This is a genomic window from Bacillus oleivorans, assembly GCF_900207585.1.
Lineage (GTDB): Bacteria > Bacillota > Bacilli > Bacillales > JC228 > Bacillus_BF > Bacillus_BF oleivorans.
The window spans coordinates 74,479-92,291 of sequence record NZ_OAOP01000012.1 but is presented as its reverse complement, the minus strand read 5'-3'; the positions used below and the strand labels follow the sequence as shown (position 1 = coordinate 92,291).

General features: G+C 38.4%; 21 protein-coding genes. 7 read left to right on the top strand and 14 right to left on the bottom strand.

Annotated features, from left to right (window positions below; genetic code table 11):
- Positions 1-139: 139 nt before the first annotated feature.
- Both CRO56_RS20610 and CRO56_RS20605 read left to right on the top strand, forming a co-directional pair.
- The gene (locus CRO56_RS20610; RefSeq protein WP_097160516.1) at positions 140-745 is read left to right on the top strand and encodes a hypothetical protein; all 606 of its coding nucleotides are present in this window, start codon (positions 140-142) and stop codon (positions 743-745) included.
- 24 nt (positions 746-769) lie between these two features.
- On the top strand, positions 770-1,381 hold the full coding sequence (locus CRO56_RS20605) for a hypothetical protein (protein ID WP_097160515.1): 612 nt from the start codon (positions 770-772) through the stop codon (positions 1,379-1,381).
- Positions 1,382-1,418: 37 nt separating this feature from the next.
- On the opposite strand, the gene CRO56_RS20600 is transcribed toward CRO56_RS20605, so the two are convergent.
- From CRO56_RS20600 to CRO56_RS20590, 3 genes are all read right to left on the bottom strand, one after another.
- On the bottom strand, positions 1,419-1,895 hold the full coding sequence (locus tag CRO56_RS20600; protein WP_097160514.1) for a CcdC family protein: 477 nt from the start codon (positions 1,893-1,895) through the stop codon (positions 1,419-1,421).
- Positions 1,896-2,157: 262 nt separating this feature from the next.
- Positions 2,158-2,535, bottom strand: coding sequence for a response regulator (locus CRO56_RS20595; RefSeq protein WP_097160513.1), 378 nt, complete (start codon positions 2,533-2,535; stop codon positions 2,158-2,160).
- Positions 2,536-2,653: 118 nt separating this feature from the next.
- Positions 2,654-3,361, bottom strand: a complete 708-nt coding sequence (locus tag CRO56_RS20590; RefSeq protein ID WP_097160512.1) for a cytochrome c biogenesis CcdA family protein — start codon at positions 3,359-3,361, stop codon at positions 2,654-2,656.
- 197 nt (positions 3,362-3,558) lie between these two features.
- On the opposite strand from CRO56_RS20590, the gene CRO56_RS20585 reads away from it, so the two are divergent.
- Positions 3,559-3,822 carry a Spo0E family sporulation regulatory protein-aspartic acid phosphatase gene (locus CRO56_RS20585; protein WP_342745905.1) on the top strand — a complete coding sequence of 88 codons (264 nt, stop codon included), beginning with the start codon at positions 3,559-3,561 and terminating at the stop codon, positions 3,820-3,822.
- Positions 3,823-3,940: 118 nt separating this feature from the next.
- On the opposite strand, the gene CRO56_RS20580 is transcribed toward CRO56_RS20585, so the two are convergent.
- The 4 genes from CRO56_RS20580 to sirA form a co-directional block, all read right to left on the bottom strand.
- Positions 3,941-5,761 (bottom strand): ABC transporter ATP-binding protein, encoded by a 1,821-nt coding sequence (locus CRO56_RS20580; protein ID WP_097160511.1) that lies wholly within the window; start codon positions 5,759-5,761, stop codon positions 3,941-3,943.
- A gap of 2 nt (positions 5,762-5,763) precedes the next feature.
- Positions 5,764-7,512 (bottom strand): ABC transporter transmembrane domain-containing protein, encoded by a 1,749-nt coding sequence (locus CRO56_RS20575; RefSeq protein WP_097160510.1) that lies wholly within the window; start codon positions 7,510-7,512, stop codon positions 5,764-5,766.
- Positions 7,513-7,794: 282 nt separating this feature from the next.
- Positions 7,795-8,013 (bottom strand): YneF family protein, encoded by a 219-nt coding sequence (locus CRO56_RS20570; protein ID WP_097160509.1) that lies wholly within the window; start codon positions 8,011-8,013, stop codon positions 7,795-7,797.
- Positions 8,014-8,101: 88 nt separating this feature from the next.
- Complete coding sequence (gene sirA, locus CRO56_RS20565; RefSeq protein WP_097160508.1) at positions 8,102-8,542, bottom strand: sporulation inhibitor of replication protein SirA; 441 nt, start codon at positions 8,540-8,542, stop codon at positions 8,102-8,104.
- Positions 8,543-8,845: 303 nt separating this feature from the next.
- Here sirA and CRO56_RS20560 point away from each other — a divergent pair, with 303 nt between their 5' ends.
- Together CRO56_RS20560 and CRO56_RS20555 are read left to right on the top strand one after the other, a co-directional pair.
- Positions 8,846-9,370, top strand: coding sequence for a DinB family protein (locus tag CRO56_RS20560; protein ID WP_097160507.1), 525 nt, complete (start codon positions 8,846-8,848; stop codon positions 9,368-9,370).
- A gap of 55 nt (positions 9,371-9,425) precedes the next feature.
- A complete protein-coding gene (locus tag CRO56_RS20555) occupies positions 9,426-9,893 on the top strand; it encodes a DinB family protein (RefSeq protein WP_097160506.1) in 468 nt (155 codons plus the stop codon).
- A gap of 76 nt (positions 9,894-9,969) precedes the next feature.
- On the opposite strand, the gene CRO56_RS20550 is transcribed toward CRO56_RS20555, so the two are convergent.
- The gene (locus CRO56_RS20550; RefSeq protein ID WP_097160505.1) at positions 9,970-10,575 is read right to left on the bottom strand and encodes a TetR/AcrR family transcriptional regulator; all 606 of its coding nucleotides are present in this window, start codon (positions 10,573-10,575) and stop codon (positions 9,970-9,972) included.
- Positions 10,576-10,764: 189 nt separating this feature from the next.
- Here CRO56_RS20550 and CRO56_RS20545 point away from each other — a divergent pair, with 189 nt between their 5' ends.
- Positions 10,765-11,505 carry a glucose 1-dehydrogenase gene (locus CRO56_RS20545; RefSeq protein ID WP_097160504.1) on the top strand — a complete coding sequence of 247 codons (741 nt, stop codon included), beginning with the start codon at positions 10,765-10,767 and terminating at the stop codon, positions 11,503-11,505.
- Between the two features lie 189 nt (positions 11,506-11,694).
- Positions 11,695-12,141, top strand: a complete 447-nt coding sequence (locus tag CRO56_RS20540) for a DUF3888 domain-containing protein (RefSeq protein WP_097160503.1) — start codon at positions 11,695-11,697, stop codon at positions 12,139-12,141.
- Positions 12,142-12,155: 14 nt separating this feature from the next.
- On the opposite strand, the gene CRO56_RS20535 is transcribed toward CRO56_RS20540, so the two are convergent.
- The 6 genes from CRO56_RS20535 to CRO56_RS20510 all read right to left on the bottom strand — a co-directional run bounded on the left by CRO56_RS20535 (position 12,156) and on the right by CRO56_RS20510 (position 17,812).
- A complete protein-coding gene (locus tag CRO56_RS20535; RefSeq protein ID WP_097160502.1) occupies positions 12,156-12,881 on the bottom strand; it encodes a pentapeptide repeat-containing protein in 726 nt (241 codons plus the stop codon).
- A complete protein-coding gene (locus CRO56_RS20530; RefSeq protein ID WP_097160501.1) occupies positions 12,871-13,224 on the bottom strand; it encodes a PadR family transcriptional regulator in 354 nt (117 codons plus the stop codon). Before CRO56_RS20530 ends, CRO56_RS20535 begins: the two co-directional genes overlap by 11 nt.
- Before the next feature lie 353 nt (positions 13,225-13,577).
- Positions 13,578-14,525 carry a cell wall-binding repeat-containing protein gene (locus tag CRO56_RS23130; protein WP_342745907.1) on the bottom strand — a complete coding sequence of 316 codons (948 nt, stop codon included), beginning with the start codon at positions 14,523-14,525 and terminating at the stop codon, positions 13,578-13,580.
- Positions 14,526-14,627: 102 nt separating this feature from the next.
- Positions 14,628-15,200 (bottom strand): hypothetical protein, encoded by a 573-nt coding sequence (locus tag CRO56_RS20520; protein ID WP_097160499.1) that lies wholly within the window; start codon positions 15,198-15,200, stop codon positions 14,628-14,630.
- Positions 15,201-15,369: 169 nt separating this feature from the next.
- Entirely contained in the window at positions 15,370-17,373 is a 2,004-nt protein-coding gene (tkt, locus tag CRO56_RS20515; RefSeq protein ID WP_097160558.1) for a transketolase, read from the bottom strand.
- Between the two features lie 205 nt (positions 17,374-17,578).
- A complete protein-coding gene (locus CRO56_RS20510) occupies positions 17,579-17,812 on the bottom strand; it encodes a DUF896 domain-containing protein (RefSeq protein WP_097160498.1) in 234 nt (77 codons plus the stop codon).
- Position 17,813: the final 1 nt, after the last annotated feature.

Sequence of the window (17,813 nt, the reverse complement as noted above, 5' to 3'; positions counted from 1 at the left end):
AAAACATCATCGAATTTGTGAGGAGAACTAATGAAGAGGTCCGGCTTTTCCTTTTTTGGAAAAATTTGAAACCCTTTTATAGTTAAAACGTACTATTTATTAGTCTTATAGAGGTTCCGTCAGCTAGGGGGTGTTTTTAATGAAAAACGGGGATAAAAGAGCGATGGTGATGATTAGTATCGGTATTATGATCTTTTTAATTTGCATCGTCATCGGGCTGTTTTTTGTACCAATTAAAGAACTTTTAATAAAACCGGAGTACGGGTATTTCTTCGGTTCGAGCGGGCAGTCCTACTTGGTCGCAACTGTTTCGATTGCTTTACTTGGAATCAGCCTTATGTTTCTCGGGTGGGTTACTCGTAAAAAAATAACAAAATCGATAACCTTTACAGTCCTATTCCTCTTCTCAAGTATTGGAATCTATTATTCTATCGATGATTATTACTATATTGATCCGAATGGGATTGTCTTTGACCCGCTGGAGTCAACCGAAGAAAAGCTCATGAAATGGGACGAAATTTCAGAATTAACGCATATTTACCGGAAAGATATGAATGGCACTCCTCTCCCTGCTGAATTGATTATCAAAATGAAAAATGGAGAAGAAATCATGATGGAATTGGGAGCAAGACAATACTCCATGAGAGCCTCTATTAACAGTACCGTCCGTAAATTTGGAGGTGAAAGCTACATAGAGATTTATGATCCAGAGGGGAACTTCATCGAAAGAAAAGAATATTTCTAGCGTGTAGCAGGGAGGATTTTTTAGATGCATAATGCGGATAGCAAAAAAGTGATGTGGATTGTAGCAGGAATTATTGTTGCGTTGAGTTCACTTGTATTGGGTATGTTAAGTACTGCTGTCAAGCAGACGATTTTTATGCCTCGTGATGCGTTTTTCTTTGGCAGCGACAGCGCAAGTTCGATGATATCAATCGCAGCTGGGTTTGCCCTTGGGATCAGCATTATTATTGCGGCCATAGAGCTAAAAAATACAAAGCGTAAATGGGGAATTTTTAGCGGGCTTTTTTCGGTTTCGCTTGTCTTTCTCGTGTTAACGACGGAGGAATATTATTACTATAGTCCAGATGGAATTTTTCGAAATGAACTTATGGGATTTGGTACAGAGCAAACCAAATGGGAGGATATTGCCCTGATCACCAGTGAATTTCAAAATGATGAATATGGCACCACCTATCCTAAAAAACTCTATTTTGAATTAAAGAGTGGTGAAGTTCTAGAAATGAACCTTTCCGGGCAGCTGAATCGGGCTAGAGAACAAATTGATCAGACTGTTCGAACTCTTGGCGGAGACAGTATCATTCGAATCCTCGATCATAATGGTGAGGTAATTGAAGAAAGTTTAACAGAAGGTTTATAAAAATTTGAGAACCCCGCACAGCATTTGTGCGGGGTTTTTAAATCGTTTCTGCTTTAATTTGCAAGGATGATTCGAGTTTACGGAATTGCAGGTACATCGTGACCCGCCAAGGCACAAGCATGCAGAATGCGATAAGCCAGAACATGCCGCCAAGCTCCCCTGCTGTTGTCGAAGAGCTGAAAAATACTTTAAGAGCTAAACGAATCAAGAGCAAAGCAATAATGACAATGGCAAAAGCTTTGGACCGTTTGAGAAAGATCTCGCCCTCTTTTACCTCAAAAGAAGAGGTTTTAATTAAAAAAATCGAAAATAGCGCTCCCGCAATTACAGCTTCTGCAATCTCAAATGGAGAAATCCTGAAATACGGAAATATATACATAAGTGCCCCTGTGCTCATAAAGACAGGCGGGAGTAAAATTTTTTTCGCGTTCACTGGTTTCTCTGACGCCTTTATGCGAATGAATATGACGGCTACACCCATTATGAGTGCGAATACCGATGACAGTAATAACATGCTGAGTTCAGTCCTCTATGATTCTTTTCTATTTTATTATAATCAAAATGATTTATTTTACCAACGATGAGTTGGATAATTACCTGATTTAGAAACATTTGTGTTGGGATAACCGAACTTAGGTGGTGTTAACAGAACTCAGCTGCCGGATATCCGAACTTCAGGACCGGTTAACCGAACTCAGTTGTCACTTATCGGAACTGAGAACCTGTAAAGTTTAACTCAGCCGCACATTCTTCAGAACTCCCCATAAAAAAAAGCATCATGAAATCGAACTTTCATGACGCAGTGCACGTTCTACAGCTTCTATCACTCTTTCTTTTTCAAAAGGCTTTACGATAAAATCTACGGCCCCTGCTTCAATCGCCTCTAGTACGAGTCTGGATTGTCCAATCGCAGAGCACATAATTATCGTCGCTTTGGGGTCGAAATCTTTTATTTTTTTTACGGCTTCTATTCCGTCCATTTCTGGCATCGTAATATCCATCGTAACCAAATCGGGCTTGAATTCTATGTATCGATCAATCGCTTCTTTGCCGTTTTCAGCTTCCCCGACAACGGTATGGTCTGCTTCCTGAAAAATTTGCCCTAAGGTCATTCTCATAAACTTTGCATCGTCTACAATTAGTATATTTGCCATACTGAATCTATGACCCCCTCAGTCCGATCACGAATAGGTCTATTGAATTATCTCTTCTTTCTACTATATCGAAAGTACTAGAAATATTCAACTTAGATTATATGACAAATTTCGAGTATTAAAACCCAGTGAATCCTCCAGTGACCATTGTCAGAATACTAATGATTTGCGTCATCCAGTCAAAGAAGAGCGTAATCCCCATTAAAATCATTAAATATCCGCCGAATTTAATAATTTTCGCATTATGTCTGCGAATCCATCCCATTTTCCCAATAAAAAAGGATAGAATGAAGAAAGGAATGGCAAAACCTAGCACATAAGCAAACATATAAACAACACCACTGCTAGGATTTTGAGCAGCCAATACTAAAACAGCCCCTAAGATTGGGCCAGAACACGGCGTCCACCCAGCCGCAAAGGCCATTCCAATTAAAATGGAACCAACATACCCTCCTGGTTTATTTTTGAACTCAAAGCGGTGATCCTTCATTAACAACTTAGGCTGCAGGACTCCGACAAGAATAAGTCCAAACAAAATGATAAAAATTGCCCCAATCTGTCTGATTAAATCCTGATACTTAAAAAAGAATTCCCCGATAAAACTGGTTCCAAATCCAATTGCTATAAAAATAATAGAAAATCCAATTAAAAAGAATAAAGTATGTAAAATACTTCTTCGGTTTAGCATCGCATTTTCATTTTTTAGTTCGGCAACAGACATTCCCGTTATATACGATATGAATGCTGGATATAATGGAAGGCAACATGGTGATATGAAGCTTAAAAATCCCGCACCAAATGCTAAAAATAAATTTAAGTCAGTCATAAATTCTCCTCCTCTTGGAAGAGGGTTTAAAAACCCCTATTCAAACGATTTACCCATAGAAAGAATTCAAATTTAATTGTACACTTTCCCTTTCCATTTGTTAATGAGATGGATTTGTAGAATTTGTGACCATTTCTTCAAATATTTTTTGATTTAATCCCATTTTAGGTTTTTTTTTGCTTGGAGATAGGGTGAACATGCTTTATACTAGGGAATATATTTATTCCCTTATTTTACAATTTATTACGGAAAGGGTTTTTATCGTGGTTAATGAATCTCTCATCGCAGCAATAGAACAAAAGCGGGAAGAACTCGTGCAAATTGTCAGTGAAAAGGGCTTTAGTTCCAGCCTAACAGTCAAGCACAGCCAAGAACTGGATGCTTTGCTAAATCAATACTACTATATCTACCAACAACCATACGATAAACCCTTAAAAAACAAATACATAGCAAAAAAATAAAAATATCATAAATAACGCTTGGTTCATAAAAATGATCCAAGCGTTTTGTTACTTACCCCTTACTCATATTGCATTTTGACTTCACAAAGTCCTCTTTATAATCTGGGCAATCATTCTCTTATTGATTTTTCATGGCAACGGCATCCTCTAAACCTTCTCCAGAACCATTTTGAAGAATGTACATCTTATAATACAAGCCTTTTTGTGCCAGGAGCTGCTGGTGGTTACCGCGTTCCACAATTTCACCCTGATGCAACACAAGAATTTGTTCCGCATCTTGGATTGTTGAAAGTCTGTGTGCGATCGCAATGGTCGTTCTTCCTTGTCTCATTTTCTGTAAGGCAATCTGAATCGCTTCCTCAGTCTCTGTATCTATGTTTGCAGTCGCTTCATCTAATACTAGAATTTGTGGATTGTAAGCAATCGTTCTGGCGAAAGCGATTAGCTGCCTTTGTCCGCTTGAGAAGGTGGATCCTCTTTCTGTAACCAGATGCCGATATCCATCTTCCAGCTTTTCAATAAAACCGTGGGCCTGAACAAACTGTGCTGCTTCAATCGCCTCTTCGTCAGTCATATCTGTTTTATGAAGTTTGATATTATCCATAATCGTTCCGTAAAACAAAAATGGATCCTGTAAAACAAGCCCTATTTTTTCTCTTAGTTCGTTATGTTCGATTTCTTTAATCGATGTTCCATCAATTTTGATGTCTCCTCTGTTGAAATCATAAAAGCGCATCAACAGGTTAATAATCGAACTTTTTCCGCTTCCCGTATGGCCGACTAAAGCGACGGTCTCCCCTTCTCTTGCTGTAAAGGAAATGTTTTTTAACACATCTCTTTTACCGTCATAGGAAAAGCTCACATTTTCAAACTGAATCGTACCTTTTGTAATAGAATGGGATTTTCCTTCTAATTGCTGAGGCGCTTGTTCAGTTTCATCTATCAGCTTAAAGATTCTCGATGCGGCTACAATTGCCTGCTGAAAGAAGGTTAACCGGCTCATTACTTGGTTAACTGGTTCAAAGAAGCGGTCTAAATACGTAATAAACGCATACAGTACCCCAACCTCAATCGAGTCATTTAACGACAGGATACTAAAATAGCTAAGAACCACAACAAGGGCCGCAATATAGACTAAGTCAATCGCTGGTCTTAACAGTAGTGCATCCACCTTCAGATTTTTAACCCCAGCTGTAAAGTGTTGATTGTTAATATCTTCAAATTCTTTCCGGAGCCGTTTTTCTTGGCGGAAAATTTGAATGATGGACATGCCCTGTAAAGATTCGCTAAGCTTCGCATTAAGCTGGCTCAGTCTTTCTCTTAATTCAGAGTATATTTTTGAACTGTGTATGCGATAAGTCCGCATGATCCAATAGAGTAAAGGCAAGGTGAATAAACAAAAGAATCCGAGCCTTGCATCCAATATAAACATGGAAGTAAAGACCCCTATTAATAGGAAAATACTTTGCACGAAAGAAATTAATACAGACACAAACATATCCTTGATAGCCTCGGTGTCATTGGTTACCCGTGAAACGATGCTGCCCGCTGGTGTTTTATCAAAAAACTTCAAACCTAATGAATGAACCTTTTCGAACACATCAATCCGGAGTGCCTGCACAATTTTCAAAGCAATTTTTTGAAAATGGTATAACTGAAAATAGGTCGCTGCCGCATTCAATAATTGAATCGCGACAAAGGCTGCAGCCAAAGTCATAATCGGATCCAGTTCGAGTGCCTGACCATCTGAGATAAATGGAGTTAGGTGATCATCTATGAATACTTTAACTAAAATCGGACCTAAAATGTCTCCGAGGGTCATTAACAGTAATAACCCAAAGGCAAACACAATTTTTTTCCAATGCGGTTTTGCATAGGACATTAATCGTTTTAAAACAACCCTTTGTTCCTTACCGGTCATTGAACGTGTAGTCTCCATCATTACCCTCCGTGCTCCACTAAAGACTCTAACTGCTGACGAAGATACATTTCTTTATACCATCCGCCATGCGCCATTAATGCTTGATGATTGCCACGCTCGACAATTCTTCCATGATCTAAAACAATAATGAGGTCCGCATGCTGAATCGCACTTAGTCTGTGAGCCGTAATAATCGTTGTTTTTTGCTCTCTATTATTCTTTAAAGCTGAAAGGATCTCTTCCTCTGTCTTGGCATCAACCGCAGACAGAGAGTCATCTAATATCAGAATTTCCGGATCCATCAGAATGGCACGTGCAATCGAGATCCGCTGCTTTTGTCCGCCAGATAAAGAGACACCGCGCTCGCCAACGATGGTTTCATATTGATCTGGAAATTGCAAAATATCCTCGTGAATACTGGCAATTTGGCTAGCCTTATGAATTTCTTCTGGTGCAGCATCAGGTCTGGCAAATGCGATATTTTCGCTGATTGTACTGGAAAATAAAAAATGATCTTGTGGCACGTAGCCAAATGCTCTTCGCAATGCTTCAAGCTTGTATTCTCTAATCGAACTTCCGCCCACCATAAGGGTGCCTGAGTATCCTTCAAATTCGCGTAATAATAATTTTAATAAAGTCGTCTTCCCTGCACCTGTTTTTCCAACAATCCCTAATGTCTGCCCTTTTTTTAGAGTGAAATTGATATCTACAAGAGCATGAACAGTTTCATTAGGATAAGAGAAGGATTGAATGTTCAACTCAATCTCACCAGAAGGCGTTTCCTCAATGGATCCAGGCAAATCTACGATTTCTGGGACTTCCTCTAGTAATCTGCTAACCCTTTGATAAGACGCGCTCCCTCTTTCGACAATGTTAAATAGCCAGCCAAAGGCAAGCATTGGCCAAATTAACAGGCTTAAGTATGTCGTAAAAGCAACTAAATCACCAATGGTCATTTCACCGTTCATTACAAATTGAGAACCGAAAAAGATCGTAAGGAAATACGAGATTCCTATTATAATAGAAATTGTCGGATCAAAAAGTGCATCAATTTTGGCAACTGCCACGTTCTTTTTCACTACATCTTCCGCTTGGTCACGGAACGATTCTACTTCTTCTTTTTCCTGGCCAAATGTTTTAATAACCTTGACCCCATTAACGCTTTCCTGGGTTTTATCATTTAAAGAAGAAAAGGCTTCTTGAGCCAATCTGAACTTTTTATGCAAGAGGTGCCCATAATAGCTTGTAAGTAAAGCCATCAAAGGTAATGGAATCAGAGCGATGATTGTAAGCTTCCAGCTGATGGTGAAGCCCATCGCAAGAATAACGGATCCTCCCGTTGCCAGGGAGTCGACTAGTGTTAAGACCCCCGACCCGGCAGTCTGCTGAATCGCACTTAAATCATTGGTTGCATGGGCCATTAAATCCCCTACTCTTTTGCGCTGATAAAATGAGGAGGTCATCTTCGTAAAGTGCGTGTACAGCGTCTCCCTTAATTGTCTGGCAAGCTTGACAGCAGACCCGAAAATTTGAATTCTCCATAAATAGCGCAAGCCATACATAGCAAGTCCGCTTATTACTAATATTCCGCACCAAAACAGTAAACTCGCAACCGTAATTTCGTTCTCTATAATCTCATCAACCACCACCCCGACAATGCGCGGCGGCACTAATTGCAAACAAGCAACCAATAATAAGAAAAACACACCTAAAATATAGGCTTTTCTTTCTTGCTTAAAAAACCATTTCAAATCTAGAAATACCCTCATTTGTTTTCCTCCACTGTGTCATCCCAAATCGTACCATCTCAGTTTACCAAAAGTTTTTTTTAATAAAAAGATTGAAAAAATAACTTCTTTTTTATTATAGAACAAACGTTCGCCTACTGTAAATAGTAAAATTAAATACCGAAAATCGACAAATCTCGAGCGTACTTGTCACGTCGCGAACGCTGAAGCAAGCCGAAAGTGCAGAGGCACTTGCCGAAGCAGAGATTGATGTCGAACAAAAAAATAAAGCACTCATCGAAGAGTGCTTGTCCTTGTGTTCGTTTATTTTAGTTGTTGTTTATTCATAGCAGCCATCATTTGATTAATTTTCTTTTGAGATGGTTTCATGCCCATTTGTGTCATCATCACACGAAGCATTTGTTCGTTAATTGGTGGGTTTTTCTTTAAGTAATCCATCATATATTTTCTCGCAATGAAAAAGCCTAGCGCTACACCTGCGAGTAAAGCGATTACACCCACTAGAGTATACATCCACCACATAAAAAGCTTTCCTCCTTCATGTTGTCTACCTTACAGTGTACTAAACCAACTATGATAATACAATATGTTAACCCTTATTTACTAGTTATTATATATATTTTCTTTCTCTCCAAGGCTTTAACCATCCATACCGTTCATTTTCTAAATCTATTGCTAAAAAATTATCCATTTTTTTTAGTATTTCAAAAAACACATTTTCTATTTCGTGATCGCCTGTAGCATGGATCGTTATTTTCTTTTCGGAAAGCTCCATATATGCAGAATCTTCACTTTCATCATCTTTTCTGATCCAATACAAATTTGCTTCATTATAAAATGGCTGCTTCCGTTTTGAGCCTTCCTTTAACAATTGGTGCAAGGGTAAGATAGGGATCATCTCTGTGATAAAGTTAACTTGGCCTTCAACGATCTGTCTAAACTCCCCTTCCGAATCACGGTATTCCTTAAACAGACCAAAGAATTTACGTTCCCGTCCATAATAATACAGTGCCACCGACTTTTCTATTCTGTACAGGTCATATTGCCGCAAGTCTAATTCCCTCCACCCTCTATTTTTGTATTCTCTATTTTATATGAGGAAAATTTGAAAATATGTTGATATTTGTTCATTTCTTTCACTAATTTTGTCGAAAACACAAAATTTTCTTACTATTACTAGAATACACCATTAATTAACAATATGACTAGAGTTTCCCGTTGAAAATACGCAATTTCGAATAAATAAAGGGTAAATTCATAGCCATGAAGAAATATATTAGACATATATTGTAAAAGGATCATTTTTCCTTAATAAACACAAATGGAAGTAATAATTGAAAGGAGGAGTTACTAAATGAATTTTGATATAAAGGAAGCAATCGAGGTACTAGAACGTACACCTCAGACATTGGAATATTTTTTATCTGGATTAGCGAATCGATGGCTGGAATCCAATGAAGGAAAAGGAACCTGGAATCCTATTGAAGTGGTTGAGCACTTAATTGAGGGAGAGAAAAATAATTGGATCCCTCGCTTGGAGCATATTCTTCAGGAAGGTGAAAGTAAACCATTTCCCCCATTTGACCGTTTTTCACATTTAAATAGGAAGTTGGAAAAAACGATAGCACAAAGTCTGCTTGAATTTAAAACCATTCGAACACAAAATTTAATTAAGCTTATGGAACTGGTAGTTCCTGAAACGGACCTAGAAAAAACGGGTTCCCACCCTGCCTTTGGTGTAGTAAAAGTAAGAGAATTAATCTCTACGTGGGTGGTCCATGATTTAACTCACATAGCTCAAATCGTACGGGTCATGGCGGAAAGGTACAGAACGGATGTAGGCCCATGGATTGAATATTTAGGGATATTAAAGAAATGAAGCTTAAGACAAGCTGTTCAGTTCTTTTAGAGAAGATAAATGGGAGGATGCAAATATGGAATCGTTGATGAAAGAGTACGAGCGCGGATATGAGATGCTGCAAAACGCTATTGAAGGTTTGACCGAGGAGGAGCTTCATTATAAGCCTGCTCCGGACAAATGGAGTATCCATCAAATCCTAATCCATGTGGCGGATTCCGAACTCGTGTCAATAACGAGGATGAAAAAAGTCTTAGCAGAAGATGAACCGCTCTTGTTTTCGGTTGACCAGGATGCATGGGCAAATAACTTAGAATATGAACAGCTAGACCGTGAACAAGCACTGCAGCTCTTCAAATTGCTGCGATCTAGTATGCAGACGATTATAGCCCAACTAAAAGCTGAACAATTCGAACGGGCTGGCGTTTATGCCGACGCAGGACGTTTTACCTTTAAGGAGTTGCTGGAATTTCGTGTTGAGCATGTGCGCGGACACCTAGCCCAGATTGAACGGGTTAAGGAGGCATATCGGCAGAGCCAGTAAGAGAACATAAAAATCCCGAGTTTTCGATACTTTTTACAAGAATTGAAAATTCGGGGCATGTTTTTATCCGAGATTATTAAATAATATTTACTTCATATATATCATTTACTTGACTACTGTTTAATATTTCTACTAATTGTTCTGCCATATAAGTAGAACTATATTTAAACCCTTCACTCACCCACTCAAAAATGACCCCTAACGCAGCATATGCACGATAACTTGCAAGAACTTCTCTATTTATCTTTGAGTTGGTTGTAATATCAGCAAAATCTTGCAGGTTTAAGTCTTTTAGTATTTTACAAATCTTAATTTGAAAACCTGGAAATGGATTGGATTTCACTAAAAGTGTATAAAAAGTTGAATGGTTTGTTACATGATCAAAGATTTTAATCGCAGACGCCGTTAGACTTCCAACTGTAATTATTTGTTTGTTTTGATACGGCGCACGAAAAGATGTAATTAAATCGTTTGTTACATCCTCTATGATTTCTTCTAAAATCTCCTCTTTACATTGATAGTTTTTATAAAAAGTACCACGATTAAGATTTGCCTCTTTTACAATTTCAGTAATCGTTATATCCCTGAAACTTTTTTCTAGCATCAGCTTTACTAGTGATTCCTTTAATGCTGCCTTTGATTTTATAATTCTTCGATCCACTTGAGAAAAGTTTTGCAACATTTTTACCCTCCTATGTTCATTAATATTTGTTAGTAAACAAAGAAGATATCGATTGTTGACTAATAAACAGAATAGTCTGAATTTGATGATTGTAGACGGTTTATTAGTCCCATTATACTATAAATAGAAGTTCGTTAAAATTTATGCATTGTTTTTTTGAAAACGTTAACAAAAAAAGGAGGAGCAAAAATGGGTAGAGTATCTGGAAAAGTAGTTATTATTACAGGTGGAGCACGAGGTATGGGAGCGTCTCATGCTCGTAAACTAGTTAATGAAGGAGCAAAAGTTGTCATTACTGACATTCTTGACCAAGAAGGACAAGCTTTGGCGAATGAACTGGGCGAAAACGCTCTATTTATCAAACATGATGTAACAAATGCTGCTGATTGGGAACATGTCGTTACTGAAACTGAAGCAACATTTGGTCCAGTTAATGTTTTAGTAAATAATGCAGGTATCGCACCTACTAGTCCGATTGAGAGTACTTCTGAAGAAGTTTATAGAAAAGTTATAGATATTAACCAGGTGGCCGTATTTCTTGGGATGAAAGTTGTTCTTCCATCTATGCGGAAAACAAACAATGGATCAATTGTAAATATCTCCTCTCTTTCCGGGCTTATAGGGGGCAAAGATCAGGTTGGGTATGTAGCTTCCAAGTTTGCGGTTAGAGGAATGACAAAAGTGGCGGCACTCGAATTTGCTGAATACGGAATCCGAGTTAACTCCATACATCCGGGATTTATTGAAACCCCAATGATTAGGCAAGAGAATACAGAAGAATTAACTAAAATGTTTGAAAAGATTATTCCTCTAGGAAGAATTGCCAGACCTGAAGAGGTCTCTAATCTTGTCCTTTTCCTTGCATCAGATGAATCCAGTTATTCGACTGGTGCTGAGTTTGTCATCGATGGCGGACTGTATGCACAATAATATTTTTGAAAAGATTGAATGACATTTTGAAAAAATTCAAATTCAAGGGTGAGATTCTACGGACATGTAGTTCCTCACCCTTTTCAAATTTCTAGCAGAACTTGGTTATCGAAAAAAGTCTGTTTTCTGCAATTGTCTTTTCATCTAATGGGAAACTTAGAAGTGATTGCTTTCTAGGAGTGATACCTATTGAAGAAGTATAGTTCAGTTTTTTTATTAATTTTCATCCTATTTATGACCATTTATACAATAGGTTATGCTGAATCAATGCCAAAGCCGCCTGAAGAATCTAGAGAAGAACTGTACCATGATATGTTCATAACGTTACTATTCCCATATATGAATGAACCGATTGATCAATTTTACTCAAAATTCTTATCCGCTTCTCCGATGGTACATGGATATATGGTTGATGTGATTAGTGCTAAGAGAGTATACGGGTATCGGTCTTTCAAATTTATAGTCACTCTTGAAGTGACACCCGTGGTAGGGCCTCATATTTCAGTCGGAAAAGACCGATTAGTCTTTGATATAGATCCAAGCGGACCGAAGCTGCTTAAATTGGAACATTTAGAGACTCATGAACTTCCTGATCATTGGAAGCACATTATAAAAAATCAATCGGATAAAGATTAATATACTGTAAATTCTTATATAATAGTGACTTTCGTCAATTTGGCTTTTTGACTTTTCAATACAGCATAGGTTGCTTTATCCATTGTCGCCCCGTCGAAATTAACTTGATTACAACCAGAGGCATACTTAAAAGATACATTACGGAATACGGCATTTTTAAAAGATGCCCCTTTTAATCCTGCAGAATAAAATATAGTGCCATTTAATGTTTGATTGTCAAATTGAACACCGGATAAATTAGAATAACTAAAATCCGTATTATCTAACATACTGTTTTTAAAACTTGTTTTTGATAAATCTGTCTTCGATAATTTAGCTCCTGAGAGATTTGCACCATCAAAGCTTACATTTCTTAAATCGCAGGATTTAAAGGAGCTGTTCGATAAATCTGCGCCGGTAAATTCCGAACCTCCCAGCGCGCTTTTGCTAAACTCAGCTTTAGGTAAACTTACTCCTTTAAAATCTGAATTTTTAAGATCCATTTTTGAAAAATCCCTAGCCCTTGGGTGTTGCTGGGAATCAATTATCGTTTCTGTAACATTTTCCACTAATTCTGATATATCTCCAATGGAGTTAATCGTCATGCTGTAAGCCGTTTCATCATCATAACCCTGTTCTTTTAAATCTTTTAATCTCTCTTGCAAATTCATATACAATTCTTCTTTTAACTCTCTAACTGCATGTGAATCGTCGTATGGCAAAAACAAACCATCTATATGTTTGATTAATTTATTTTTCATCAGTATCACCTTTTCCTAATAATTGATCTAAAATATGTTTTGCATATTCCCAATTTTTTTTATTTTCGAAGTACGTATTTTTCCCTTTTTCTGTTATCCTATAATATTTCCTTCTTCCTCCATGAGTTTCATCTCCCCAATAGGATACGATATTGCCATCCTTTTCAAGCCTCTTCAGACTTGAATACATGGTAGCCTCTTTCAGTTCATAATCATGATTAGAATTTACTAATACTAATTTGGAGATTTCATACCCATATTTATCTCCGGTCATTAACAAATTCAAAATTATAGTATCTGTATGTCCTCTAAGTAAATCGGAGGACATTTTATTTTCAGCCATCTAAACACCTCCTTTGTACAATAATTCATACTATGACATATGTTAATTCACTTCTTTATAATCGAGGAATCCCAGCTCAATATAGCGTGGAGATGCAGTTTTTTATTACAGACCGCTGATCGATTCTTATAAGTACAATATAAATCACATTACTTTGACTGTCAAGGTACTATGATAATTATTTTACCATTGTCATTGAAATACTTTAACGTAAAAATAATTCGCAATTCGACTGTAACGTAAAAAATTGCATCCTTCCAAGTTCGGAAGAATGCACTTTTGAAGAATAATTTTGAACCATTGGTTCCACTTTTATCTTGTATTCTTTATTAAACACAGGGGTTTGCAAACAGTTATTTCAAATAACTCTTCATTTGTTCGTAAACCTGATTGGATACCCTTGAAGAATCTCCAATCATATAAACTTGGAGCATTTCAGCGGATATTGCAACCTGCTCATCGAGATAGGATTTAATGCTTTTGTGTAATTTGTCAGGTGGAGTGAGCAAGACATTGCCGCCGAGTTTTGACACTAATGAACTTCCCGTGACCGCATCAAGCCCGTCACCGTTCACAATGGCCATATTGGTTATCCCAAAACCGAAATACCTCGCGCTGTTTGCTGAAACTTCATAGACATCTTTCCCAGAAATCCGGTCAATCTGGATTTCATTAAAATACGAACGGATGGTATCTTCGACTTCCTTTGAGATGGAACTTTCATTTCCGATGATAATAAACCTTTTATAATTTTTATGGTTTTTTATGAATGTTTTAATTTTATTAGGTATATTGTCTTTTTCTACGAGAAGAATGGGGTATTGCAAAATAGCTGCTGCGGCAGATGCCGTTATCGCATTTTCAGTTGAGCTGGTGCTTGCAATGATAGCTGTGTCAATAAAACCTTGGCCATTATCATCAATTTTATTAGCTGCCTGCTCTGATAGGGAAATCGGGTCATTACCATTTATTCGCTCAATCTTTTTTATCCCAAGTAATTTAAGTTCTTTTACAATCTTAGGGGAAATAATCTTTGGCCCCCCAAGGAGAACGAAGGTTGATGGGTTTAGTGTACGAATTTGTTTTTTGATGCTTTTAGGCAAGTTATGTTTATTCGTAATTAGTATCGGCGCATTGTGAATTTTTGCCAATGGAGTGCTAGGCAGAGAATAGGAAGGGTCATCTCCATTTGCTAGAAAAACAGTATCGATTTTTTCTGGCTCATCATTGACTGGGTATTTTGCAAATTCAGCAGCAGCATTAGCCGATACTTCATAAATGTTCTTTCCTTCGACCCGGATTATATGCGGGTGGATGAACTCATAATTTCGATTTATACGATTTCCTGATTCATTAATAGCCGTTAAACGGTACGCACTGTGAGTCGGACTAGCATCAGTAAATTATAGTGTTTGCTTAAATGGGCTTTTGATGATTTGAGCAGGCAGATCGGGACCAAAGATTCCGAATCGAACCTCTTTGGCATTTGAACTGCCCTCGATGGTTACCGCTTGGTCTCCTGCAGGAAGACGATTGACATTCTTTTGAGGGCTAGTGACATGTAATTGCGGTAATGTAGGATCGGGAAGTTTCTTAAACGGCAGACCACTAAGTGTGAATTCATAATTTACTATGCTTGGGTCATCAGGTGATTCCACAGGATTGGTGCTGACCACAAAAAAATAATCACCTGGAGGCAAAACGTCGCCTAACCAATAAATTCTGGACCAATTATTGTCGGTAATAACAAAATCAGACCCCAATGTGTCAGGACCCCAGGTAACATCTATGGTTCCCTCCGTGACAGTTGTAAATTTAAAGTAATGGGTTTCAACATCGCGCAGGATTTTCCCTTTAAACTGTACATCTGCCTTCACGGAAGCATTTGCCTTCTCTTCTGTAGGAACAAAATAAGAAAACAGTAGGGCTGATAAGAAAACCAAGCTTATTAAAATCTTAACTGTTTGTTTAACCACAAAACACGCCCTTTCTTCTCCTCTGAGATTAATTTTTTACATTAAATCAGACTCCGCAAACGGAAAAAAGTTTCAGGGTTTTAGTGGCCATGATAAAAATATCTCGGAAAGGGTCTGATACGAAAAAAAGTGCATCCTTTCCTGTTCGGAAGAATGCACTTTTGATTGTTTATGAAAACATCGCTTTTATTTTCGTAACTACATTTTCAACCGTAAAACCATATTCGGCAACGACAATTTCACCAGGAGCCGATGCTCCGAATTGGTGAATTCCGAGTATTTCTCCTTCATCACCAACGTATCTGTCCCAGCCAAGTGGTGAAGCCATTTCAATCGCAAGACGTTTTTTAACAGCCTTTGGCAGCACAGATTCTTTATAGGAAGCCGACTGTTCTTCAAACCGGTCCCATGCAGGCATACTGACGACTGAAGCTTCAATTCCGTCTTGGCGAAGTGCTTGTTGTGCTTCTACAGCGAGACTGACTTCACTTCCGGTAGCAAGCAATAAAACATCCGGCACTTCTTTTTCTGCTGGAGATACAACATATGCTCCCTTTGCAACTCCTTCGTCTGCTCGTGACGCCGTATTTGGCAAAGTCGGCAAGTCCTGACGAGACAGTACTAATAAGCTTGGACGTTCTTTCGAAGACACTGCTATTTTCCATGCAGCTTTAACTTCATTGGCATCCGCCGGTCTGATGACAGATAGGTTCGGCATCGCCCGAAGTGCCGGCAAATGCTCTACAGGTTCATGTGTTGGCCCGTCCTCACCAACTGCAATACTATCGTGTGTTAGCACATAAGTAACCGGAACACCCATTAACGCAGATAAGCGAATGGCTGGCCTGAGGTAGTCAGAGAATACAAAGAAGGTTCCTCCGAATACACGAAGTCCTCCATGTAAGGCCATCCCGTTCAAGGCTGCAGCCATCGCAAACTCACGTACACCGAACCATATATTACGCCCTTGATAGCTTTCCCCGCTAAAATCATCAGAGCCTTTAATCATGGTTTTATTAGAACCGGCTAAGTCCGCAGATCCGCCAAAAATATAAGGAACATTTTGGGCTAAGGCATTTAGTACTTCACCAGAGGAAGCACGGGTAGCCTTTGCTTTTCCTACCTCATATTCTGGCAGTCCTTGATCCCAGTTATCAGGCAATTCTTGATGAATCGCCTTTTGCAGCTGATTCGCTAAATCGGGATATTTAGAAGCATAGGTTTCAAATAATTGGTTCCACTTAGCCTCTTCTTGCTTTCCTTTTTCCAAAACACTTGATTTAAATAAATTATACACTTCTTCAGGAACATGGAAATCAGACTCAAAATCCCATTTATATGCTGCCTTTGTCTTAATGAGTTCTTCTCTTCCTAACGGAGCACCATGAGCTCCGGATGTACCAGCTTTACTTGGGGCACCGAAGCCAATTACTGTTTTCACTTCAATTAATGTTGGTGCTGATAGCTCCGCCTTCGCTGCGTCAATCGCATTTGCAATTTCTTCTAAGTCTGTTCCATCATTAACACGAAGATAATGCCATCCATACGATTCGAAGCGTTTCTGGATATTTTCGGAAAATGATTTATTTAAGTCGCCATCCAATGAAATGTCATTGGAATCATAAAGAACAATTAAGCGGCCAAGCTTTAAATGTCCTGCAAGAGAGACAGCCTCAGCTGCAACCCCCTCCATTAAATCGCCATCCCCGCAAATGGCATATGTATAATGATCGATTAGATTGATATCTTCTTGATTATAGGTAGCGGCTAAATGTCTTTCAGCCATCGCCATCCCAACAGCCATGCCAATCCCTTGTCCTAATGGACCTGTAGTTGCTTCCACACCAGGTGTATGTTTGTATTCCGGATGACCAGGAGTACGGCTCCCCCATTGACGGAAATTTTTAATATCGTCCAGCGTTAAGTCATATCCAGATAGATGCAATAGGCTGTAGAGCAGCATGGATCCGTGTCCTGCTGACAGGACAAAACGGTCTCTATTAAACCAGGCAGGATTTTGAGGGTTATGATTCATAAAGCGTGTCCAAAGCGCATACGCCATTGGAGCTGCCCCCATTGGCATACCAGGATGTCCTGAATTTGCTTTTTCAACCGCATCAATTGAAAGTGTTCGAATCGTATTTACGGCAAGCTGATCCTTTTCATTAAACATTAGAAACATTCCTTTCATCACTTAATCCACATTCTGTTTTTCATATCTAGAGTTTACCTATAGATGATAATGAGTATGTAAAAATACTGAGAAGTAAAAGGAGAATACCAAGATTTTTTCTATGGCTAAAATTTTATACTTTAAAGTGCAAAAAATCCAGCTAAAAAAGGGATACATTTTCTGCTGTATCCCTTTTTTTAACTAGCTAGTGCAGTTTTTTCCGATTTTTTCGATCCACTAATTTAGCAGGCGTCACATCATTTCCTTTTGGGTCTACGATTGTGACAGATTCTAGAGTATTTAACATAGAAGAACGAAATACTTGAAGATATTCTTTACGGAGTGCCGTTTGTTCTTTGGCTTCTGATTCCGTTAATCCTTCATTTTTTGCTTTCTTTGCCAGTTCATTGATTCGATTTAATTTCTTTTCCGGCAGCATG

Coding starts and splice junctions, on each gene's coding strand:
- CRO56_RS20610 (WP_097160516.1), top strand. CDS start 140: ATGAAAAACGGGGATAAAAGAGCGATGGTGATGATTAGTATCGGTATT.
- CRO56_RS20605 (WP_097160515.1), top strand. CDS start 770: ATGCATAATGCGGATAGCAAAAAAGTGATGTGGATTGTAGCAGGAATT.
- CRO56_RS20600 (WP_097160514.1), bottom strand. CDS start 1,895: ATGTTATTACTGTCATCGGTATTCGCACTCATAATGGGTGTAGCCGTC.
- CRO56_RS20595 (WP_097160513.1), bottom strand. CDS start 2,535: ATGGCAAATATACTAATTGTAGACGATGCAAAGTTTATGAGAATGACC.
- CRO56_RS20590 (WP_097160512.1), bottom strand. CDS start 3,361: ATGACTGACTTAAATTTATTTTTAGCATTTGGTGCGGGATTTTTAAGC.
- CRO56_RS20585 (WP_342745905.1), top strand. CDS start 3,559: ATGCTTTATACTAGGGAATATATTTATTCCCTTATTTTACAATTTATT.
- CRO56_RS20580 (WP_097160511.1), bottom strand. CDS start 5,761: ATGGAGACTACACGTTCAATGACCGGTAAGGAACAAAGGGTTGTTTTA.
- CRO56_RS20575 (WP_097160510.1), bottom strand. CDS start 7,512: ATGAGGGTATTTCTAGATTTGAAATGGTTTTTTAAGCAAGAAAGAAAA.
- CRO56_RS20570 (WP_097160509.1), bottom strand. CDS start 8,013: ATGTGGTGGATGTATACTCTAGTGGGTGTAATCGCTTTACTCGCAGGT.
- CRO56_RS20560 (WP_097160507.1), top strand. CDS start 8,846: ATGAATTTTGATATAAAGGAAGCAATCGAGGTACTAGAACGTACACCT.
- CRO56_RS20555 (WP_097160506.1), top strand. CDS start 9,426: ATGGAATCGTTGATGAAAGAGTACGAGCGCGGATATGAGATGCTGCAA.
- CRO56_RS20550 (WP_097160505.1), bottom strand. CDS start 10,575: ATGTTGCAAAACTTTTCTCAAGTGGATCGAAGAATTATAAAATCAAAG.
- CRO56_RS20545 (WP_097160504.1), top strand. CDS start 10,765: ATGGGTAGAGTATCTGGAAAAGTAGTTATTATTACAGGTGGAGCACGA.
- CRO56_RS20535 (WP_097160502.1), bottom strand. CDS start 12,881: ATGAAAAATAAATTAATCAAACATATAGATGGTTTGTTTTTGCCATAC.
- CRO56_RS20530 (WP_097160501.1), bottom strand. CDS start 13,224: ATGGCTGAAAATAAAATGTCCTCCGATTTACTTAGAGGACATACAGAT.
- tkt (WP_097160558.1), bottom strand. CDS start 17,373: ATGTTTAATGAAAAGGATCAGCTTGCCGTAAATACGATTCGAACACTT.
- CRO56_RS20510 (WP_097160498.1), bottom strand. CDS start 17,812: ATGCTGCCGGAAAAGAAATTAAATCGAATCAATGAACTGGCAAAGAAA.